Origin of the sequence: Stenotrophomonas acidaminiphila (assembly GCF_001431595.1) — a bacterium.
In the GTDB taxonomy this organism is placed as follows: Bacteria; Pseudomonadota; Gammaproteobacteria; order Xanthomonadales; family Xanthomonadaceae; genus Stenotrophomonas; species Stenotrophomonas acidaminiphila.
In genome coordinates this window covers 25,354-44,878 of record NZ_LDJO01000049.1, presented here as the reverse complement: position 1 = coordinate 44,878, position 19,525 = coordinate 25,354, and the positions used below count along the sequence as shown (strand labels likewise).

At 70.0% G+C, this 19,525-nt stretch carries 18 protein-coding genes; 4 read left to right on the top strand and 14 right to left on the bottom strand.

Annotated features, from left to right (window positions below; genetic code table 11):
- The first annotated feature begins 345 nt into the window (after window positions 1-345).
- Window positions 346-1,524, top strand: a complete 1,179-nt coding sequence (locus ABB33_RS14015; RefSeq protein WP_056932513.1) for a benzoate/H(+) symporter BenE family transporter — start codon at window positions 346-348, stop codon at window positions 1,522-1,524.
- 42 nt (window positions 1,525-1,566) lie between these two features.
- Here the strand turns inward: ABB33_RS14015 and ABB33_RS14010 are convergent, their stop codons facing one another.
- The 4 genes from ABB33_RS14010 to ABB33_RS13995 all read right to left on the bottom strand — a co-directional run bounded on the left by ABB33_RS14010 (window position 1,567) and on the right by ABB33_RS13995 (window position 6,526).
- A complete protein-coding gene (locus ABB33_RS14010; RefSeq protein WP_056932512.1) occupies window positions 1,567-3,726 on the bottom strand; it encodes a lytic murein transglycosylase in 2,160 nt (719 codons plus the stop codon).
- 73 nt (window positions 3,727-3,799) lie between these two features.
- Window positions 3,800-4,774, bottom strand: coding sequence for an L-histidine N(alpha)-methyltransferase (gene egtD, locus ABB33_RS14005; protein ID WP_056932511.1), 975 nt, complete (start codon window positions 4,772-4,774; stop codon window positions 3,800-3,802).
- Window positions 4,774-6,051 (bottom strand): ergothioneine biosynthesis protein EgtB, encoded by a 1,278-nt coding sequence (gene egtB, locus ABB33_RS14000; RefSeq protein WP_380610267.1) that lies wholly within the window; start codon window positions 6,049-6,051, stop codon window positions 4,774-4,776. Before egtB ends, egtD begins: the two co-directional genes overlap by 1 nt.
- A gap of 79 nt (window positions 6,052-6,130) precedes the next feature.
- Entirely contained in the window at window positions 6,131-6,526 is a 396-nt protein-coding gene (locus tag ABB33_RS13995; RefSeq protein ID WP_054661327.1) for a YchJ family metal-binding protein, read from the bottom strand.
- 80 nt (window positions 6,527-6,606) lie between these two features.
- Between ABB33_RS13995 and ABB33_RS13990 the strand changes: the two genes are divergently transcribed.
- The 3 genes from ABB33_RS13990 to ABB33_RS13980 all read left to right on the top strand — a co-directional run bounded on the left by ABB33_RS13990 (window position 6,607) and on the right by ABB33_RS13980 (window position 11,253).
- On the top strand, window positions 6,607-7,383 hold the full coding sequence (locus tag ABB33_RS13990) for a sulfite exporter TauE/SafE family protein (protein WP_054661324.1): 777 nt from the start codon (window positions 6,607-6,609) through the stop codon (window positions 7,381-7,383).
- A gap of 99 nt (window positions 7,384-7,482) precedes the next feature.
- The gene (locus ABB33_RS13985; protein WP_056932509.1) at window positions 7,483-8,226 is read left to right on the top strand and encodes an SDR family NAD(P)-dependent oxidoreductase; all 744 of its coding nucleotides are present in this window, start codon (window positions 7,483-7,485) and stop codon (window positions 8,224-8,226) included.
- 156 nt (window positions 8,227-8,382) lie between these two features.
- Window positions 8,383-11,253: a TonB-dependent receptor gene (locus ABB33_RS13980; RefSeq protein WP_056932508.1), complete on the top strand. Its 2,871-nt coding sequence runs from the start codon at window positions 8,383-8,385 to the stop codon at window positions 11,251-11,253.
- 89 nt (window positions 11,254-11,342) lie between these two features.
- On the opposite strand, the gene ABB33_RS18785 is transcribed toward ABB33_RS13980, so the two are convergent.
- From ABB33_RS18785 to ABB33_RS13935, 10 genes are all read right to left on the bottom strand, one after another.
- On the bottom strand, window positions 11,343-11,480 hold the full coding sequence (locus tag ABB33_RS18785; RefSeq protein ID WP_161809428.1) for a hypothetical protein: 138 nt from the start codon (window positions 11,478-11,480) through the stop codon (window positions 11,343-11,345).
- 91 nt (window positions 11,481-11,571) lie between these two features.
- Entirely contained in the window at window positions 11,572-11,949 is a 378-nt protein-coding gene (locus ABB33_RS13975) for an MAPEG family protein (RefSeq protein WP_056932507.1), read from the bottom strand.
- A gap of 69 nt (window positions 11,950-12,018) precedes the next feature.
- Entirely contained in the window at window positions 12,019-12,618 is a 600-nt protein-coding gene (gene folE, locus ABB33_RS13970) for a GTP cyclohydrolase I FolE (protein WP_054661311.1), read from the bottom strand.
- A gap of 129 nt (window positions 12,619-12,747) precedes the next feature.
- Window positions 12,748-13,386 carry an RpiB/LacA/LacB family sugar-phosphate isomerase gene (locus tag ABB33_RS13965; protein WP_056932506.1) on the bottom strand — a complete coding sequence of 213 codons (639 nt, stop codon included), beginning with the start codon at window positions 13,384-13,386 and terminating at the stop codon, window positions 12,748-12,750.
- 70 nt (window positions 13,387-13,456) lie between these two features.
- Window positions 13,457-14,212 (bottom strand): 2-dehydro-3-deoxy-D-gluconate 5-dehydrogenase KduD, encoded by a 756-nt coding sequence (kduD, locus tag ABB33_RS13960; protein WP_054661305.1) that lies wholly within the window; start codon window positions 14,210-14,212, stop codon window positions 13,457-13,459.
- Between the two features lie 204 nt (window positions 14,213-14,416).
- Window positions 14,417-15,475 (bottom strand): LacI family DNA-binding transcriptional regulator, encoded by a 1,059-nt coding sequence (locus tag ABB33_RS13955; protein WP_054661302.1) that lies wholly within the window; start codon window positions 15,473-15,475, stop codon window positions 14,417-14,419.
- 201 nt (window positions 15,476-15,676) lie between these two features.
- Window positions 15,677-16,960 carry a TRAP transporter large permease gene (locus tag ABB33_RS13950; protein ID WP_054661299.1) on the bottom strand — a complete coding sequence of 428 codons (1,284 nt, stop codon included), beginning with the start codon at window positions 16,958-16,960 and terminating at the stop codon, window positions 15,677-15,679.
- Between the two features lie 3 nt (window positions 16,961-16,963).
- On the bottom strand, window positions 16,964-17,482 hold the full coding sequence (locus ABB33_RS13945) for a TRAP transporter small permease (protein ID WP_056932505.1): 519 nt from the start codon (window positions 17,480-17,482) through the stop codon (window positions 16,964-16,966).
- A 12-nt stretch (window positions 17,483-17,494) separates the two neighbouring features.
- Entirely contained in the window at window positions 17,495-18,499 is a 1,005-nt protein-coding gene (locus ABB33_RS13940; RefSeq protein WP_082595104.1) for a TRAP transporter substrate-binding protein, read from the bottom strand.
- Between the two features lie 36 nt (window positions 18,500-18,535).
- Window positions 18,536-19,360: a 2-keto-4-pentenoate hydratase gene (locus ABB33_RS13935; RefSeq protein WP_056932503.1), complete on the bottom strand. Its 825-nt coding sequence runs from the start codon at window positions 19,358-19,360 to the stop codon at window positions 18,536-18,538.
- Window positions 19,361-19,525: the final 165 nt, after the last annotated feature.

Below are 19,525 nucleotides of genomic sequence, written 5' to 3'. Positions count from 1 at the left end.
TTTTCGTTGCCGTCAACACCCTGTTTCGAGGAAGTTGCCGCTGCTTCGTGGTTGCCGTCACCGGAGTGGCGGGCGCCGTGAAGCGAGGGAGCGAATTCTAGACATGTTTGTGAAATGTGCAATCACTTTTTGCGCCTGCGGCGCAGGAAGTGCGTTGGCGCCAGACTCGGCAAGGTCACCACCCGCCACGGCCACCTGCTGGCGTTGCCGGAGGGGCCACGCGGCTGCCGTCTCACATATGGCCTCCCACACATACATGCGTGGGAGGCCGCGATTGCGGCCGCACCGGGTGGCCGGCCGTGCTGCTGGGCCACAATGGGGGTTTCCCCTGCCCTGCACCGCCCGATGGCCGATTCCGCACCGCGCTCCCTGTTACGTGATCTTTCCCTGCCGGCAGTGGTGGCCGGCTTCATCACGGTCCTGGTGGGTTTCGCCAGTTCGGCGGTGATCGTGTTCCAGGCGGCGCAGGCGGTCGGCGCCGGCCAGGCTGAGATCGCCTCGTGGATGTGGGCGCTGGGCATCGGCATGGGCGTGACCTGCATCGGCCTGTCGCTGCGCTACCGCATGCCGGTGGTGACGGCCTGGTCCACGCCCGGTGCGGCGATGCTGGTGGTCGGCTCCGCGGCGCTGCCGCTGTCCGATGCGATCGGCGCGTTCGTGCTGGCCGCGCTGATGGGCACGCTGGCCGGCTTCTCCGGCGTGTTCGAGAAGGCGATGCGGCGCATCCCGGTGTCGCTGGCCTCCGGCATGCTGGCCGGCGTCCTGCTGCGCTTCGGGCTGGACGTGTTCGTCTCGGTCGGCACGCAGCCGTTGCTGGTCTTGGCGATGTTCGCCACCTACCTGGGCGGACGCCGGCTGGCGCCGCGCTACGCGGTGATCGCCACCTTGCTGGTGGGCGTGGCCATCGCCGGCGGCCAGGGGCTGATGCACATGGACCAGGTGCAGCTGCAGCTGGCACGACCACTGTTCACCCTGCCGACACTGTCGTGGGCGGCGGTGTTCGGCATCGCGTTGCCGCTGTTCATCGTCACCATGGCCTCACAGAACGTCCCCGGCGTGGCGGTATTGAAGGCCTCCGGCTACGACGCGCCGATCTCGCCGGTGGTGGGCTGGATCGGCGTGGCCAATACGCTGCTGGCGCCATTCGGCGGGTATGCGCTGAACCTGGCGGCGATCACCGCGGCGATCTGCATGGGCCGCGACGTACACGAGGACCGGGCGCGGCGTTATCCGGCGGCGGTGAGCGCGGGCGTGTTCTATATCGTGATCGGGCTGTTCGGGGCGACGGTGGCGGCGGTGTTCGCCGCCTTCCCCAGGGAGCTGATCGCCACCCTGGCCGGCATTGCGCTGCTGGGCACCATCGGCAACAGCCTGGCGGTGGCGCTGAAGGACGAGGGCGAGCGCGAACCTGCGCTGGTGACTTTCCTGGTCACCGCCTCGGGGCTGTCGATGGCCGGGATCGGGTCGGCGTTCTGGGGGCTGGTGGCGGGCGCGGTGACGTTGCTGGCGCTGCGCCGGCGATAGCGGTTGCGCGCTGGCCACCGCCAGTGCCGGCGCATGCCGGCCTTACAACGGCCGGACCTCGAATACCTGCTTGAGGACGTGGCTGCCGCCCGGCGCCAGTTCGATCAGGTCCGGGCCGACATTGCCGGCTTCGACGCACACGTAGTTGCGCCAGCCGGCGCCGATGTCGTCCATCTTCGCGGCGGCCGCTTCGCCGGCGTTCCAGACGACGGCGGAACGGCTGCCTTGGGTGGTGATGTCGATGCTGCGGCCGAAACCCGGGTCGCGCAGCACGTAGTGGCCGCGCGCCTGCGTGTAGATGCGGTCGCTGCGGCCGGGATCGCGCGGGTCGCGCAGGTTCCAGTCGCCCTGCTGGACGTGGGCGTTGCCAGCGTCGAGCTTGTCCAGGTAGGTCAGGCCATCCAGGCCGGCGACGTCGACCTTGAGCGCATCGCTGACGTTGAAGTAGTTGTGCAGCGCCTGGGTGAAGACCGCCGGCTGGCTGCCGGTGTTCTCGGTGATGAGCTCCTGCTCCAGCGTGCGGCCGATGCGCAGCTTCATGGTCAGGCGCAGCGACAGGCCCTCCAGCACGGGCGGCGCCAGGGTCAGGAGCATGCTGCCATCGGCCTCGCGGCGGGCATCGCGCAGTTCCCAGGGCACGGTGCGCACGAAGCCGTGCGAGGGGACGTCGCTGCCCTGGCCCTGCCTGGCGAAATACGGCCAGCACACCGGGCTGCCGCCACGGATCGGCGTCGGCGGTGGCTTCGCCGCGGGCGAGAGCCACATCACCTCGCGTCCGCCGTTGGGCACGAACGACAGCAACTGGCCGCCGAACACGCTGATCGCCGCGGTGGAGAACGGCGTCTCCACCTTCCAGGCGGTGAAGCCGTTGAAATCGCCTGTGTCCAGGCCCTGCACATCCTTCATCGGAACCTCGCTCCGTACGATCGCTGAGTGGACGAACCGCGAATGGTCGGCGGGCAGCCGGAACACGGTGGGCGGCGCCGGCCGGGCATCGCGCAACGCCTGCAGGATGCGGCTGCCGGCGCGGCCGTCGGCATTCTGCCAGCCCAACCGCTGCTGTTCGATGCGGATCGCGCGGCGGGTGGCGTCGCCGACCATGCCATCGGCGCTACCGATGTCGTGGCCGCGCGCGAGCAGCAGGGACTGCAGTTCGCGGCGCTCGCCACGGCCCAGGCCGGGATCGTCGGTGGGCCATGCCGCGACCAGTCCATTGCCGCCGCGCAGGCGGTCGGCCAGGGTGGCGATGGCCAGCGCGTAGCTCTCGGCCGCGTTGTAGGAATAGATCGCGTCGTAGTTGCGGAACACCAGCAACGCCGGCCCCGTGCTGCCCGCCGGCAGCAGCAGCGCGGCGGGGCTGTCGTCGGCCAGCGCCGCGGCCTGCACTGCACCACCATCGACCCCGGTGATGCCCAGCGCGCGCCACGCCGCCAGCGGCCTGCGCTTGCCGCGCCCGGCCACGCTGGCGTCGAACCCGGCGGGAATGCGTACTTCCACGCCCCACGGCTGGCCGCTGCGCCACCCCGACTGCTTGAGGTAGTTGGCGGTGGAGGCCAGCGCATCGGGGATGCTGCCGACCAGATCGCGGCGGCCATCGCCATCGCCGTCGACCGCGATGCGCGCGTAGGTGGACGGCATGAACTGGGTCTGGCCGAAGGCCCCGGCCCAGGAGCCGGTGAGGCCATCGGCGACCAGGTCGCCACGATCGATCAGCCGCAGCAGCGCCAGCAGTTCGCTGCGGAAGAACGCCTGGCGGCGCCCGTTGCAGGACAGGGTCGCCAGTGACTGCAGCAGCGGGCGCCGGCCGGCGATCCGGCCGTAGTCGCTTTCCACGCCCCATACCGCGACCACGGTGGCCGGATCGACCCCGTACCCGCTGGCGATCCGCTCCAGCAGTGCGCGATGGGTGTCGAGCATGGCGCGGCCATCGGCCACGCGCTGCGCATCCACCAGCGCGGCGAGGTAGTCCCAGATCGGCGTGGTGAATTCGGGCTGGGCATCGAGCAGGGGCAACACGCCCAGGTCCGGGGTGACCTCGGCGAACAGCGCGTCGAAGCGTTCGGCGGGCATGCCCTGGGCCAGCGCCGCATCGCGCACGCCGGCACCGCAACGACCGAAATCGGCAAGGGCGGCATGCGCCTGGGGCGCGGTGGCGAGCGCGCCGGCCAGGGCCAGCGCCGGCAATCTCCGCAACGACTTCATGCAACGGCTCCCTGCTTCGCGCCATCCTGGAACGCAGCCCGATGATAAGAGGCGCGGCGCCCGCCGTGCGAACTCAATCCGGCCGCAGCAGGCGCAGGCCGAACATGCGCGCGGGCGCATCCCAGGCGGCCGCCACCCGCAGGCCGGCGGCGGCCGCCATCGCGGCGAACTGCGCGTCGTCGTACTTGTGGCTGTATTCCACGTGCATGGCCTCGCCGTGTTCGAAGGCGAATGCATGCCCGGCCACGTGCACCACCTGCGCGCGGCGACTCACCAGCGAGGTCTCGATGCGCCGCCAGGGCACCACGTAGCGGGCTCGATGGGCGAAGCAGGAAAGGTCGAAGTCGCTGCCGATCTCGCGGTTCAGCCGTGCCAGCAGGTTGAGGGTGAAGTCGGCAGTGACCCCGGCCGCATCGTTGTAGGCGGCCTCGATCAGCGCCGGATCCTTGTCCAGGTCGATGCCGATCAGCGCCAGCCCCTCCTCGCCCATCGCCTGGCGCATGCCGCGCAGGATCGCCACCGCCGCGGCTTCGGTGAAGTTGCCCAGGGTCGAACCCGGGAAGAACAGCAGCGTGCGCCGCGCCGCACGCCGTGGCGGCGGCAGCGCCGGCAGCGCGGTGAAGTCGGCGCAGACCGGGAGCATCTCGACCGCGGGGAAGTCCACCGCCAGCGCGCGGATGCTGTCCAGCAGCGCGGTGCGCGAGATCTCCACCGGGGTATAGGCCACCACGTCGTCCAGGCCCTGCAGCAGCAGCCGGGTCTTGCGGCCACTGCCGCTGCCGTACTCCACCACCCGCACCCGCGGCCCCGCATGCGCGGCGATCTCCGGCAGCACCCGGGACAGCAGCTCGAGCTCGGCGCGGGTGAGGTAGTACTCCGGTTGCCGGGTGATGCACTCGAACAGCGCCGAGCCGCGCGCGTCGTAGAAGTACTTGGAGGGCAATGCACGCGGCCGCGCCGACAGCCCGGCGAGCACGTCGGCGGTGATGGTGGCACGGTCGGGACGGTGGTCGACCAACCCCTCCAGCAACGGATCGGCGCTGCCCATCAAAGATCCCTGGCCAGGCGCAGGCCGGCGAACTGCCAGCGCGCCGAGGGTGGAAAGAAATTGCGGTAACTGGGGCGCACGTGCCCGGCCGGCGTGGCGCAACTGCCGCCGCGCAGTACGAACTGGCCACACATGAACTTGCCGTTGTATTCACCGGCACTGCCCGGCAGCGGGCGGAAGCCGGGATAGCCGGTGTATGCGCTGCCGGTCCATTCCCAGACATCGCCGAACAGCTGCCGTGGCACGCCCGGCGCCGTGGCCGCGGCGGCGGCCGGGTGCAGCAGGCCGGCGTCGGCGAAGTTGCCGGCCACCGGCCTTGCCGCGGCCGCCGCTTCCCATTCGAACTCGCTGGGCAGGCGCGCACCGGCCCAGCGCGCGCAGGCGTCGGCCTCGAACCAGCTCAGGTGGCACACCGGCGCATCCGGATCCAGCGCGCGCCAGCCGCCCAGGGTGTATTCGCGTTCCAGCGCCGGGTCCCAGTACAGCGGACGGCACCATTGCCCTGCCTGCAGCTGCGCCCAGCCGTCGCTCATCCACAGCAGGGGATCGCGATACCCGCCATCGTCGATGAAGGCGCGGTACTCGGCGTTGCTCACGGGGCGGTCGGCCAGCGCGTGCGCCGGGACCAGCGCGCGGTGCCGGGGCGACTCGTTGTCGTAGGCAAAGCGCGCATGCGCGGGCCAGGCCTGCGCGCCGATCTCGACGATGCGTTCGGCGCTTTCGATCCACACCGCGTCGGCACGGGCAGGCAGCGCGGGCGGTGCGGGCAGGTCGTCGCGGTAGGCCGGCTGCAGCGGGTTGCTCCACAGCGCGTGCTTGATGTCGGTCAGCAGCAGTTCCTGGTGCTGCTGCTCGTGCTGCAGGCCCAGCAGCAGCAGGCGTTGGCCCTCCTCGTCCAGGCTGCCGGCGCGCAGGCACTGGCCGATGCGCTCGTCGACCTGGGCGCGGTACGCCAGCACCTGGGCCAGTGCCGGTCGCGACAGCAGCCCGCGTTGCGCGCGCGCATGCGCCGGGCCAACACTCTGGTAGTAGCTGTTGAACAGCACCTGCCAATGCGGCTGCAGCGGCCGGTAGCCGGGTAGCCGGCCAAGCACGAACTGCTCGAAGAACCAGGTGGTGTGGGCCAGGTGCCACTTGGCCGGGCTGGCGTCGGCCATGCTCTGCACCATGGCGTCCTCGGCCGACAGCGACGCCGACAGCGCCAGGCTGGCCTGGCGCACGGCGCGGTAACGCTCGGCCAGCGTGGGCGGCGTTGTCGCAGCGCTGGAGGCCTTCAGCAATGCGGCACTGGAAATCTGCATGTCCCCGAGCTTAGCCATGCCCGGTTAGCGCGGCGTCATCGACGCCGGGCAGTGTTCAGGCAAGCGCGTCCAGGTAGTACCAGCGCCCGTCCTGACGCACGAAGCGGCTGTGTTCCTGCATGCGCACGGCACTGCCGCCGCCGATGCGGTAGCGGGCGACGAACTCCACCTCGGCGGTATCGGCGCCGGTGACCCGGTGCCGCTTCACGTCCAGGCCGAGCCATTGCGTGCGCTGGCCCGGCGCATCGTCCAGTGACAGCGCCTGCGGCCGTGTATCGGGATGCCAGGTGGCAAGCAGGTAGTCGCTGTTTCCGGTGACGTAGGCGCTGTAGCGCGAACGCATCAGCGCCTCGGCATCGGGGGCGGCCTCGCCGGCATGCCAGCGCGCGCAGCAGCGGCCGTGGGGGTGGCCGGAGCCGCAGGGACAAGGAGAGGTCGGGGTGATCGGCATGCGCGTATTTTCCCTCCCCGCCACCGCCGCGGCCAGCCGGCACCGGCGTATGCTGTCGCGCCCCCCGTTCAGGTCCGACCATGCTGGAACTCCTGCCCACCGAGTTGCCCTGGCTGCTGGCCATCGCCTTCATCGCCGGGCTGGTGGACGCCGCGGTCGGCGGCGGCGGGCTGATCCAGCTGCCGGGCCTGTTCACGGTGCTGCCGCAGCACACGCCGGCCGCACTGCTGGGCACCAACAAGTTCAGCTCGGTGTTCGGCACCGGTGCGGCGACCTGGCGCTACGCGCGCTCGGTGCGGTTCCCGTGGCGGCCGGTGCTGCTGGCCGCGGCGACCGCGTTCGTGTTCGCCTTCCTCGGCGCCACCGCGGTCAGCCTGCTGGCCAAGGACGCGGTGCGTCCGCTGGTGCTGGCCCTGTTGATCGTGATGCTCGGCTACACGCTGGCGAAGAAGGACTTCGGCGCCCTGCACCGGCCGCGCGAAGTCGGCCGCCGCGAACTGGGCATCGCGCTGGCGATGGGCGCGGTGATCGGCTTCTACGACGGCTTCTTCGGCCCCGGCACCGGCAGCTTCCTGATCTTCCTGTTCATCCGTTTCTTCGGCCTGGATTTCCTGCGCGCTTCGGCCGCCTCCAAGGTGGTCAACCTGGCCACCAACGTGGCCGCACTGTCGTTTTTCGTGCCCAGCGGCAACGTGCTGCTGGCCTTCGCGGTGCCGATGGCGGCGGCCAACGTCGCCGGGTCGGTGACCGGCACCCGGCTGGCCCTGCGCGGCGGCACGCCGCTGATCCGCAAACTGTTCCTGCTGCTGGTGGTGGTACTGATCGCGCGCATGGCGTGGGACACGTTCGCTGGCTGAACGCAGCAGGACGGATTGATCGAGGACAACGCCGCTACCACGCGCGGATGTGGATGATGGGGCGATGGCGGCTCTCCCCGGCCGCCCTGGAGACCCACCATGCAACTGGATTTTTCAGGCAAGGTCGCGCTGGTCACCGGCGCCGCCTCGGGCATCGGCGAGGCCGTCGCCCGGCAACTGGCCGCCGGCGGCGCGCAGGTCGTCGTCGCCGACCTCCACCGCGACGCCGCCGAGCAGGTGGCCTCGAGCATCGGCGCCCAGGCCCGCGCACGCCAGCTCGACGTCAGCGACGCCGACGCGGTACGGCAACTGGTGGACGCCACGGTGGCCGAGTACGGCGGGCTGCACCTGGCGGTCAACAATGCCGGCATCGGCGGCGCCAGCCAGGACACCGCCGACTACCCGTTGGAGGAATGGCACCGCGTGCTCGGGGTGAACCTGCACGGGGTGTTCTATTCGATGAAGTACGAGATCGCCGCGATGCTGGCCGGCGGCGGCGGTGCCATCGTCAACATGGCCTCGATCCTCGGCAGCAACGGCTGGGCCGGGTCCACCGCGTACGTCGCGGCCAAGCATGCGCTGGTCGGCATGACCAAGACCGCGGCGCTGGAGTACTCGGCGCGGGGGCTGCGCATCAACGCGGTAGGCCCCGGATTCATCGACACGCCGCTGCTCGCCGGCATGGACCGCGCGGCCTACGACGGCCTGGTCGCGCTGCATCCGGCCGGGCGCCTGGGCAAGGCCGCCGAAGTGGCGGCGCTGACCTGCTTCCTGCTTTCCGGGCAGGCGTCCTTCATCACCGGCAGCTACCACCTGGTCGACGGCGGCTTCTCGGCCCGCTGAACCACCGCGGCCGGCGGTGGCGGCGCGGGCCCGGCGGCTGCCGTCCGTCGGGTCCGCCCGCGTCTTCACCTGTTCGCTCCTAACGAATTGCTTACATGTCGCCCACGCCCGTCATGGTGGCGGGCGAGGTAGTCCGGCAATCCAAGGAGCTTCCCGATGACGTCGTTATCGTTGCATCCGCACCGCCTGACCAGAGCCATACAGCTTTCCCTGCTGTGCCTGTTGCCTGCCGTCGCCACCGCACAGGAATCCACCACCGCCCGCACCCTGGACACGATCCAGGTCACCGGCACCCGCATCAAGAAGGCCGAACTGGAAACCCAGGTGCCGGTGCAGGTGCTCACCCGCGAGACCATCGACCGCACCGGCTACACCTCGGTGGCGGACGTGGTGCAGCACCTCACCGCCAGCGGCGCCTCGCTGAGCACCAAGCTCAACTCCAGCGGCAACTTCGGCTTCCCGCCCGACGGCGGCGGCGTCGGTGCCGGCGCGGCGACAGTGGACCTGCGCCACCTCGGCCCCAAGCGCGTGCTGGTGCTGGTGGACGGCATCCGCTGGGTCAATGAATCCTCCGGCTCGGGCGTGGGCTCGTCGGTGGACCTGAACACCATCCCGCTGGCGCTGGTCGAGCGCATCGAGGTGCTGGAGGACGGCGCCTCGTCGATCTACGGCTCCGATGCCATTGCCGGCGTGGTCAACATCATCACCCGGAAGAACGTGGAAGGTGGCCGCGTCGAGGTCCAGTACGGCGACTACAACCTCAAGGGCGGCGGCACCACCGGCGTGGACTTCAGCTTCGGCCGCAGCGGCGACCGCGCGCAGTGGGTGGTCGGCGCCTCGTACTTCAAACAGAAGGAAATCTCCTCGGCCGAGTACCAGTGGGCACGCGAGCCGGTACCGGGCACCGGGCTGGCCAACGGCAGCTCGGCCACGCCGCAGGGCCGGCTGGTGTTCGCCGACCCGGGCGGCAATACCTACAGCATCACCTCCAACACGGGCGTCACCAGCCCGCGCTTCGATCCCACCCAGACCGGGTGCGTGCGCACCGACGACTACCACTGCTTCGCGACGCCGGACCGCTTCAACTTCGCGCCGTACAACCTGCTGCTGACGCCGAGCGAGCGCAAATCGGTGTTCGGCCAGGTGCGCCTGGACTTCACCCCTGCGGTCAGCGGCTGGTTCCGCGGCCTGTACAGCGAGCGCACGTCGGCCAACCAGGCGGCACCGGAGCCGATCTTCCTGGGCACCGATGCCGGCGTGTACAACGCGTGGGCCGAAACCCGGCTGGTGATCCCCGCCAACCAGCGCTACAACCCGTTCGGCTTCGACCTGACCACCATCGGCCCGGACGCCAACCTGTTCCTGATCGGGCGCCGCCCGGTCGAAGGCGGGCCGCGCCGCTACGAGCAGGACGTGAAGACCTGGTACGCCGCCGGTGGGCTGGAAGGCAGCTTCGAGGTCAACAGCCGGCCGTGGAGCTGGGACATCAACGCCATGTCCAGCCAGAGCAAGGCCACCCAGACCAACACCGGCAGCTACAACGTCAAGCACATCAACCAGGCGCTGGGCGACCCGGCGGCGTGCGCGGCCATTGCCGGCTGCGTGCCGCTGAATATCTTCGGCGGCCCCGGAACCATCACCGCGGACATGCTGGCGTGGATCTCGCCGGTGGTGCGCGACCGCAGCAAGAACACCCTCAGCCTGGCCTCGGCCAACATCACCGGCGAACTGGCCGACCTGTGGGCCGGGCCGCTGTCCTTCGCCGCCGGCGCCGAATGGCGCCGCTACAAGGGCGAGTACTACCCCGATCCGATCACCGTGGCCGGCGAGTACAACGGCGTGCCGTCGGGCATCACCATCGGCAGCTATTCGGTGAAGGAAGCCTATGCCGAGTTCGACGTGCCGCTGGCACGCGGCGGCTTCTGGGGCAAGAGCGTGGACCTGAGCGTGGCCGGCCGGTATTCGGACTATTCCACCTTCGGCGGCACCGGCACCGGCAAGATCGGGCTGCGCTGGCAGCCGGCCGATGAACTGCTGCTGCGCATGTCCTTCGCGCAGGGCTTCCGCGCACCATCCATCGGCGAGCTGTACGGCACACTGAGCCGCTTCGACGCCACCCTGGTGGACCCGTGCAACAACGCCGCCTCCACCACCCCCAAGTGCGTGGCCGATGGCGTGCCGCCGGGTTATGAGCAGGTCAATCCGCAGATCTCGGTGGTCACCTCCGGCAACCGCGACCTGCAGCCGGAGAAGAGCCGTTCGTTCATGGCCGGCGCGGTGTGGAGCCCGGGCTGGGCCGAGGGCAGCAGCTGGGCCAGCAAGCTGGACCTGGGCGTGACCTTCTACCGCCACACCATCGACGGCGCGATCCAGGCGCCGGATGCGCAGGCGATCCTCAACCGCTGCATCGACAGCCGCGACGCGGTGGCCTGCGCCAGCTACACCCGCAACGAACGCGGGCAGATCATCCGCTTCGAGGACATCCTCGCCAACCTGGGCACGATCAACACCAGCGGCTGGGACTTCAGCGCGCACTGGCTGCTGCCGGAAACCGGCTGGGGCCAGCTGGGACTGGACTGGAAGGCGACCTGGGTCACCCGCTACGAGCTGGTCAACGAATCCGGCCAGGCCGAGCCCAGGCGCCCCGGCGTGGAAGTCAACGACAGCTCGATTCCGGAATGGACCTCGAACCTGACCGCCAACTGGGACTACCGCAACTGGAACGCGAGCTGGTCGCTGCGCTACGTCGACCGCCTGCGCGAAAGCTGCGCCGGCGCCAACGGCTTCCCGATCTGCACCGACAGCGCGGCCGACCTGCACTGGCTGGGTGCCACCACCCTGCACGACGCGCAGGTGAGCTGGCGCACCGACGCGTGGATGAAAGGGCTGAAGATCACCGTCGGCGTCAACAACGTGTTCGACAAGAACCCGCCGATCTGCCTGAGCTGCACGCTCAACGGCTACGACCCGGGTACGTACGACCTGCCCGGCCGCTACAGCTACGCCCGGCTCAGCCTGGACTTCTGAGCCGCCACCCCGGCAACGACGACAAGACGACAAAGGGAGCCACCAGGCTCCCTTTGTCTTTTGCTGCCCCGCTCCGCAACGGCCGCCGCTTACCGGCCATGCTGATGCGCTGCGTCCAGTTGAGCCAGGCGACGCGCGGTGGCGTCATGGATGTCCGGCAGGTCGGCGCGGATTTCCCGGAGACCGGCGAGCAGCAGCACGGCCAGTGCCGGCGCAGCGACCCTCATTGCTTCATCGCGCCGCTCCGCCCATCGATGCGTCCATCCGGGATGGCGGGCAATGCCGCACCACTTCGGCCCGCCGGCAGGCTGCCCTGCCCTAGCGCAGCAGCGCGCCGGCCAGCCCCATCAGCACCAGCACCATCACCGGCAGCATCGACAATGCGAAGCCCAGCGCGCGGCTGGACGGTGCGCTCACGTAGGCGCGCCAGTAGATGAAGCGGCCGACCAGGTACACCGCGCCGATGCCGGCGACCCAGGCGGCCGGCCAGAAGCGCGCGGCGACGAACAGCGCCGGCAGCAGCGCGACCATCAGCTCCAGGGTGTTCATCTGCACCCGGTAGACGCGCTCGAAGCCCTCGTGGCCGCTGACCGCCGGCGCCTTCACGCCGTAGCGGCCGCGCGCACGCCCGACCATCGCGCCGAAGAACAGGTACTGGACCACTGCCAGCAACGCCACCAACTCAACGTAATGCATGGTTACTCCGGGATGCTCGCGGGAATGCGGGGCGCCGGCTCCGCGCCTGCCGGTCGCCTGGCGCGCGGCTCAGCGGCGCGCGTGGCCCACTTCGATGAAGCGCAGGAACTCGGCGCGGGTGCGGGCGTCATCGTGGAAGCTGCCGCGCATGCGCGAGGTGACCATGCTGACGCCGCGCTTGTGGATGCCGCGGGTGGTCATGCACTCGTGCGAGCCCTCCACCACCACGCCCACGCCCAGCGGCTGCAGCACGTCCTGGATGACGTCGGCGATCTGCGCGGTCATCTTCTCCTGCACCTGGAAGCGGCGCGCATAGGCCTCGACCACGCGCGCCAGCTTGGAGATGCCGACCACGCGGCCGTTGGGCACGTAGCCCACGTGCACGCGGCCGATGATCGGCGCCATGTGGTGCTCGCAGTGGCTTTCGTACTCGATGTCGCGCAGCACGATCATCTCGTCGTAGCCGGCCACTTCCTCGAAGGTACGCGCCAGGTACTCGCGCGGGTCGTCCTGGTAGCCCTTGAACCAGTCGCCATAGGCCTCGGCCACCCGCCGCGGGGTGTCCAGCAGGCCCTCGCGGGCGGGGTCTTCGCCGGCCCAGCGCAGCAGGGTGCGCACGGCCTCCTCGGCCTGGGCCTGGGTGACGGACGGGTTGTTGGAGTCGGCCATGGGTGACGGCGCCTGGATTGCGGGGGTGGACATGCTACCAGCCGGGTGTCGCCGGGGCATCGCCGGCAGCGGCCGGAAACGACGAAGGCGCCCGCAGGCGCCCTCGTCCACGGCTTGGGTGCGCTGCCCTTACTGGCCGAGCACGTCCTTCACGTAAGCCACGATCTCCGCGTCCTGCGCATTGTCGAAGAACGCCTGCTGGAAGCGCGCGCCGCCCACGGCCTGCTTCACCAGCGCCGGGTCGATCGACTTCAGGCCGGCGATGAAGTCCTTCGAGGCGCCCTGCTTCACCTGCGCCAGGATGCCGGCGTTGGTCATCTGCGACTCCCTGCGCTCGGCCGGGTAGCCCTGGCCGCGCTCGCCGGCGAAGGCCTTCTCGAAGATGTAGCGGATGTTGATCTCCGCGCCCCAGCCATAGCCCTTGGCGAACGGCAGCGACAGCGCGTTGCCGTTGTTGACCTGGGCGAACAGGAACGCATCGGTCGGCTCGATGCAGTAGCCGCAGTACACGCCCGGCCAGGCGTTGAGCGACATCAGCGCGCCCTGCCCGGTACCGCAGCCGGCAACCACGAAGTCCACGGCCCTGGCGTTGAGCAGCAGCGCGGCGCAGATGCCCAGGTGGATATAGGTCAGGCGGTGGTCGTTGTCGCCATCCATGCCGACGTTGAACACCTGGTGGCCCTGCGCGGCGGCCACGGTCTGGAGCTGTTCCAGCACCACCGGGTTCTTGGCGGCCTGGCTGAACTCCTGCATCAAGGCGATCTTCATTGCGTCACTCTCTGTTCGAAGGGGGAAATGCATGGCGCCCGGCCGTAGCCGCGCGCCGGGGGATGCCGGATCAGCGCGCCAGCCAGCCGCCGTCGACCGGGATGACCGCGCCATTGACGTAGTCCGAAGCGCTGGAGGCCAGGAACACGGCCGTGCCACCGAGGTCTTCCGGCCTGCCCCAGCGGCCGGCCGGGATGCGGTCCAGGATCGCCTTGCTGCGGTCCTCGTCGGCGCGCAGCTGCGCGGTGTTGTCGGTGGCCATGTAGCCCGGGGCGATGGCGTTGATGTTCAGCCCCTGCTGCGCCCATTCGTTGGCCAGCAGCCGGGTGATGCCGGCGATGCCGCTCTTGGACGCGGTGTAGGACGGCACCCGGATGCCGCCCTGGAAGGACAGCATCGAGGCGATGTTGATGATCTTGCCGCGGCCCTGGGCGATGAAATGCCTGCCGGCGGCCTGGCACATGAAGAACGCCGACTTGATGTTGACGTTCATCACGTCGTCCCAGTCCTTTTCGCTGAACTCCACCGCGTCGGCACGGCGGATCAGGCCGGCGTTGTTGACCAGGATGTCCAGCCCGCCCAGACCCTCGACGGCCTCGCGCACCACCCGCTCGACCGGCTCGATGCTGCCCAGGTTGGCCTCGATGTTGACGAAGCGGCGGCCCAGCGCGCGCACCTTGGCCGCGGTCTCCTCGGCCGGAACGATGCCGGCGCCGGCGATGTCGGCCCCGGCGGCGGCCAGGGCCAGCGCGATGCCCTGGCCCAGACCGGTATTGGCACCGGTTACCAGCGCGATCTTGCCTTCGAGGCTGAATGGATTCGTCATGGTGTTCCTCTCCCTGAGCGGTGGTACGGGGGTGGGTTGCGGTGCCGCGCCTTGCCCGGTGGGCGATGCCGCGCGGCGCTGGCGCCTGGCGGGTCCTGGACGGACCTGCCGGATGCGATTCGGGGCCATCATAGCCAATTGGGTAACCGGTGGCATTCCGCGCCGCGGAATACTGGCTTTCCTTTCCGGAACAATGGTTTGGGATCAATCCAGGGGCGGTTGGCAGGAATCGCGCACGATCAGGTGCGGACGCACGCTGGCGATCTGCAGCGCGGCCTGGCCCTCGGGCTGGATCAGCATCGCCGCGGCGGTGCGGCCGGTATCGCGGGTATTGCGCCGCACCGAGGTCAGCGACGGCCACAGCCGCGAGGCCAGTGGGCTGTCGTCGTAGCCGACCACCGACAGTTCGCGCGGGACGTTGATGCCGGCGCGCATGGCGACCTTGTAGACGCCGGCGGCCATCTCGTCGTTGCCGGTGAAGATCGCGGTCGGGCGCTGCTTGCCGAGCAGCAGCTTCTCGGCCGCGGCCACGCCCGATTCGAAGGTGTAGCCGGCCTCGATGATGCGCGCCGGCGGCAGTTCGATGCCACGCCGCTGCAGCGCGTCGATGAAGCCGGCGGTGCGCTCGTGCGCCGAGCGGTAGGCCGAGGGGCCGGTGATCAGGGCGATGTCGCGGTGGCCGAGCGAAAGCAGGTAGTCGGCGGCCTCGGCGGCGCCGTCGCGGTCATGGGTGATGACCATCTGCGAGGTGTCGTCCAGCGGCAGCGAGGCGATGCGGGTGTAGCGGCAGCCGATCTCCTCCAGCATGTCGGCCAGCGCCTGGTCCTCGGATGCGCGCGGCACCAGGATCACGCCGTGCAGCTTCTGCTGCTGCACGAAGCGCTTCACGCCCTCGATGTAGCCGGGGCTGCGGGTGTCGCAGGGATGCACCACCAGCTCGAAGCTGGAGCCGCGCAGCGCGTCGAGCGCGCCGTACTGCATGTCCACCACGTACTGCGCGGTGGGGTTGTCGTAGACCATGCCGATCAGGAACGAACGCCGGAACGCCAGCCCGCGGGCCAGCGGATCGGGCGCGTAGCCAACCTCGCGCATCAGCGCCTCGACCTTCTCGCGGGTGTCTTTGCGCACCAGCGGCGAGTTGTTGATGATCCGCGACACCGTCTTTTTGGACACGCCGGACAGGCGCGCGATGTCGTTGATGGTCGCGGCCCTGCCCAGCGGCCGGGTAGTGGCGTCGGAATCGGCCTTCTTGCGCAATGACATGTCCTTGCAAACCATCCAGCGGAACGGGTTCTGGCGGCGCCGCGCCCGGGGGGCACGGCGATGGGAGCGGCGCGGCGGCCTCCCGTCGCTGCCGGCGGCATCCGCCGGCGGCAGGGCAGGGAACCCGCGCCAGGCGGTGATGTTAGCCCGAGACGGCGCCGCGGACCGGAAACGGCGCCTGGCTGTCGCGGCCGGCCCGGCTCAGCCGCGCAGCAGTGCCGGCAGCCACAGCGACAACTGCGGGAAGAACGTCACCACCAGCAGTACCCCCAGCCCGGCCAGCCAGAACGGCCAGATCGTCTTCATGCTCTGGCCCACGGTGATCTTGCCGATGGCCGTGCCGATGAACAGCACCGAGCCCACCGGCGGCGTCACCAGGCCCAGGCCGCCGGTCAGCACCAGCACCAGGCCGAAGTGGATCGGGTCGATGCCGTAGGCTTTGGCCACCGGCAGGAAGATCGGGGTGCAGATCAGGATCATCGGCGCCAGGTCCATGAAGGTGCCCAGCAGCAGCAGCATCACCACGATCATCAGCAGCACCATGAATTTGCTGTGCGCGAACGACTGCAGGAACGCCACCGCCGCCGCCGGTACCTGCAGGTAGGCCAGCAGCCAGCCGAACACCGCCGCGGTGGCGATCACGAACAGGATCACGCCGGTACTGCGCGCGGCATGGATCACCGTGTCCAGGAACGCGCGCCAGCGCAGCTGCCGGTACAGCACGGTGGTGACCAGCAGCGCGTAGACCACGGCGATGGCCGCCGACTCGACCGCGGTGAAGATGCCGGCGCGGATGCCGACGAAGATCAGCGCCACCAGCCCCAGGCCGGGCAGCGCGGCGACCAGCCGCAGCAGCACCGCGCGCAGGCCCGGGAAGGCTTCCACGCCGTAGCCGCGGCGCCGCGCCACCGCGTAGCCGGTGACCATCAGCACCACCGTCATCAGCAGCGCCGGCACCACGCCGGCGGCGAACAGGTCGGCGATGGACAGGCCGCCGCCGGCCGCCGCCGAGAACAGGATCAGGTTGTGCGAAGGCGGCACCAGCAATGCCACCAGGGCCGCGGTGATGCTGACGTTGACCGCGAAATCGCGGTCGTAGCCGCGCTGGACCATCTGCGGGATCATCGTGCCGCCGACCGCCGACACATCGGCGATGGCCGAGCCGGATACGCCGCCGAAGAACAGCGAGGACAGGATCGAGACCTGGCCCAGGCCGCCGCGCAGGCGCCCGACCAGCGACGCGGCCAGCGCGATCAGGCGCTCGGAGATGCCGCCGCGCATCATGATCTCGCCGGCGAAGATGAACAGCGGAATGGCGATCAGCGAGGCCGAACCGGTGCCGGCCGAGATCTGCTGCACCAGCACCACGCTGGGCAGGTCCAGGTAGAGCAGGGTGGCCAGCGCGGCGGCGGCCAGCGCATAGGCGACCGGCACGCCGATCAGCAGCAGCGCGGCGAACACGGCGAACAGGATTGCGATGCCCATGGTTCAGCGGTCTCCTTCGATGGCGGCCGGCTGCAGCGCCAGCCACAGCCGGTTCAACGCGAACACCACCATCAGCGCGCCGCCCAGGCTCAGCGGCAGGTAGTTCACGCTCTGCGGCAGGTTGGCGCCGGCGGTCTTGATGTGCAGGCCGTCGATCCACAGCACCCAGCCCCACCAGGCGATCACCGCGCCGATGGCGGCCACCACCAGCGGCACCAGCGCATCGACCACGCGCCGCGCCAGCGGGTTGAGGTGGTCGGCCAGCAGGAAGAAGCCGAAGTGGCGGTGGGTATGCACGCCGGCGGCCGCGCCCATGCTCATCGCCGTGCTCAGCAGCAGCAGGGTGACCGGCTCGGTCCAGCTGGGCGAATCATTGATCACGTAGCGGGCGAACACCTGCCAGCCCTGCACCACCACCAGCCCGAGCAGGGCGACGACGGCAACGTGGATGACGACGGTGGCCAGGGTTTCCAGCGCGCGCTGCGGGCCGGCCTGGGTACTGCGGGAAGTGGCTTCGGTCATCGCTGCGGATCCTCAGGCGAAATCGCGGATGCGGCGGTGCAGGGCGGCGATCTCCGGCTGCTGCAGGTAATCGCGCAGCAGCGGGGCGGCGGCCTCGCGGAACGCGCCGATGTCCACCGCGTTGGCCTTCACGCCGTGGGCCAGCACCGCCTGCCGCGCCTTGTCCTCGGACGCATCCCATTCGGTGCGCATCACCTGCACCGACTGCCGCGCCAGGTCCAGCAGCAGCCGGCGGTCGCCGGGGGCCAGCGCGTCGAAGCTGCGCCGCGACATCAGCAGCACGTCCGGCGCGTACGAATGCTGGCTTTCCGACCAGTAGTGCGCGGCCTCGAAATGGCGGCTGGAGTGGAAGCTGCGCATGTTGTTCTCGGCGCCGTCGATCATGTGCGTCTCCATGCCGGAGAACGTGTCGCCCAGCGACATCGGCGTCGGGTTGGCGCCGAACAGGCGCATCAGCTGCAGGAAGATGTCCGAGCTGGCCACGCGCAGCTTCAGGCCGTGCAGGTCGCGCGGCGCCACGATCGGGTGCTTGGTGTTGTAGAAGCAGCGCGCGCCCGAGTCATAGATCGCCAGGCCGACCAGGCCGCGCTGCTCGAAGCCGGCCAGCACCGCGTCGGCAATGCCGCCGTCCAGCGCGCGGCGCATGTGCGCGACCGAATCGAATACGTACGGCAGGCACAGCGCGCGGGTCAGCGGGAAGGCATTGTTCAACGCCCCCGAGTAGACGCGGGTGATGTCGATGGCGCCGAAACGCGCCATGTCGATCGCTTCCGACTCGCGGCCAAGCTGGCCGGAGTGGTACTGCGCCAGCCGCAGCCGTCCACCGGTCTCGCGCTCGAGCTGCTGCCCGATCCACCTGACCGCGGTGACGGTGGGGTAGTCGGCCACGTGGACATCGGTGGCGGTGAGCACGCGCCCGTCGCCCACCGCCTGGCGCGCCCCGCCCGAACAGGCCACCAGCGCCGGCGCGGCAAGCGCGCCCAGGCCGGTGGCAAGAAATGTCCTGCGATCGATCATCGTACCCCCTCCACCCATGTCCACCGTATGCGCCGGTCAGCCGGCGGCCACCGCCCTGCAGGCAATCTCGCCGTGGCCCTCGAAGCGGATCACGGCCTGCTGGCCGACCGCAATGTCGTGGATGCCGGTGGCGTTGCCGGTGGCGATCAGGTCGCCACGGCGCAGCGGCCGGCCGCGGCGCGCCGAACGTGCCAGCGCGAACGCATACGCCGCACGCAGGCCGCCGGGCAGGTTGCAGGCACCGCCGATGCCGACCACCACGCCGTCGATCTCGGTGCGCGCCAGCAGGCATGCCTCATCCAGCCGCGTCCAGTCGGCGATCGCGTTGCCCAGCACCAGGCCGTTGTTGTTGCCGAAATCGGACACCACCACCCGCGGCCCCAGCACGTTGATCGTCGCCAGCGGGCTGCTGGCCACTTCGACCCCGGTGAACAGGCGCGCGGGCAGGGCGGCGGCTTCCTCCGCGGTCCATTCCAGCTTGTCGGCAGGCGCATCGGCGTCGAGCTGCAGCACGTACTCGGCCTCGACCGCGGCAAACCCGCCGGCCCCGGAAAACACCGGGATATCCACGATGCTACCGGTAGCATTCCAGAGCTGGCGTGCGAACACCGGGCCGAGCAGGCGCTCGTCGCCGGACGCATCGCGGCGCTCGGGGGCGATATAGCCGACCTTCCAGCCGACCACCGCATCGTCCCAGCGGCCGATGGCCAGGTCCTGCACGCGATAAGCGGTCACCAGGTCGGCCGGGATCCCGCCGGGGAACGCGGCGAGCAAACGCCCGGCGCGGCGCGCGTCCACGAACTGGCGGGCGATGTCGTCCAGCGCGGCGGACGGATCCTGTCGGCCTTGATCGTTGCTCAAGTGGCTCTCCTGGTGGCGTTGCTGCACCGCCCATCGACAGTGCTGTGGGTGCTGTATATGGTAAACCGGTGTCATATGGCAATACGCAACGCATCACGGCCATCCCCGTTCCGCATCGCGAGAGTACCCATGTCCCCGCTCAGAATCGGCAGATCATTGTTATTC

Coding starts and splice junctions, on each gene's coding strand:
- ABB33_RS13995 (WP_054661327.1), bottom strand. CDS start 6,526: ATGCCGATCACCCCGACCTCTCCTTGTCCCTGCGGCTCCGGCCACCCC.
- ABB33_RS14010 (WP_056932512.1), bottom strand. CDS start 3,726: ATGAAGTCGTTGCGGAGATTGCCGGCGCTGGCCCTGGCCGGCGCGCTC.
- ABB33_RS13955 (WP_054661302.1), bottom strand. CDS start 15,475: ATGTCATTGCGCAAGAAGGCCGATTCCGACGCCACTACCCGGCCGCTG.
- folE (WP_054661311.1), bottom strand. CDS start 12,618: ATGGCCGACTCCAACAACCCGTCCGTCACCCAGGCCCAGGCCGAGGAG.
- ABB33_RS14015 (WP_056932513.1), top strand. CDS start 346: ATGGCCGATTCCGCACCGCGCTCCCTGTTACGTGATCTTTCCCTGCCG.
- ABB33_RS13945 (WP_056932505.1), bottom strand. CDS start 17,482: ATGACCGAAGCCACTTCCCGCAGTACCCAGGCCGGCCCGCAGCGCGCG.
- ABB33_RS13990 (WP_054661324.1), top strand. CDS start 6,607: ATGCTGGAACTCCTGCCCACCGAGTTGCCCTGGCTGCTGGCCATCGCC.
- ABB33_RS13950 (WP_054661299.1), bottom strand. CDS start 16,960: ATGGGCATCGCAATCCTGTTCGCCGTGTTCGCCGCGCTGCTGCTGATC.
- ABB33_RS13980 (WP_056932508.1), top strand. CDS start 8,383: ATGACGTCGTTATCGTTGCATCCGCACCGCCTGACCAGAGCCATACAG.
- kduD (WP_054661305.1), bottom strand. CDS start 14,212: ATGACGAATCCATTCAGCCTCGAAGGCAAGATCGCGCTGGTAACCGGT.
- ABB33_RS13940 (WP_082595104.1), bottom strand. CDS start 18,499: ATGATCGATCGCAGGACATTTCTTGCCACCGGCCTGGGCGCGCTTGCC.
- ABB33_RS18785 (WP_161809428.1), bottom strand. CDS start 11,480: ATGAGGGTCGCTGCGCCGGCACTGGCCGTGCTGCTGCTCGCCGGTCTC.
- egtD (WP_056932511.1), bottom strand. CDS start 4,774: ATGGGCAGCGCCGATCCGTTGCTGGAGGGGTTGGTCGACCACCGTCCC.
- ABB33_RS13985 (WP_056932509.1), top strand. CDS start 7,483: ATGCAACTGGATTTTTCAGGCAAGGTCGCGCTGGTCACCGGCGCCGCC.
- ABB33_RS13965 (WP_056932506.1), bottom strand. CDS start 13,386: ATGAAGATCGCCTTGATGCAGGAGTTCAGCCAGGCCGCCAAGAACCCG.
- ABB33_RS13975 (WP_056932507.1), bottom strand. CDS start 11,949: ATGCATTACGTTGAGTTGGTGGCGTTGCTGGCAGTGGTCCAGTACCTG.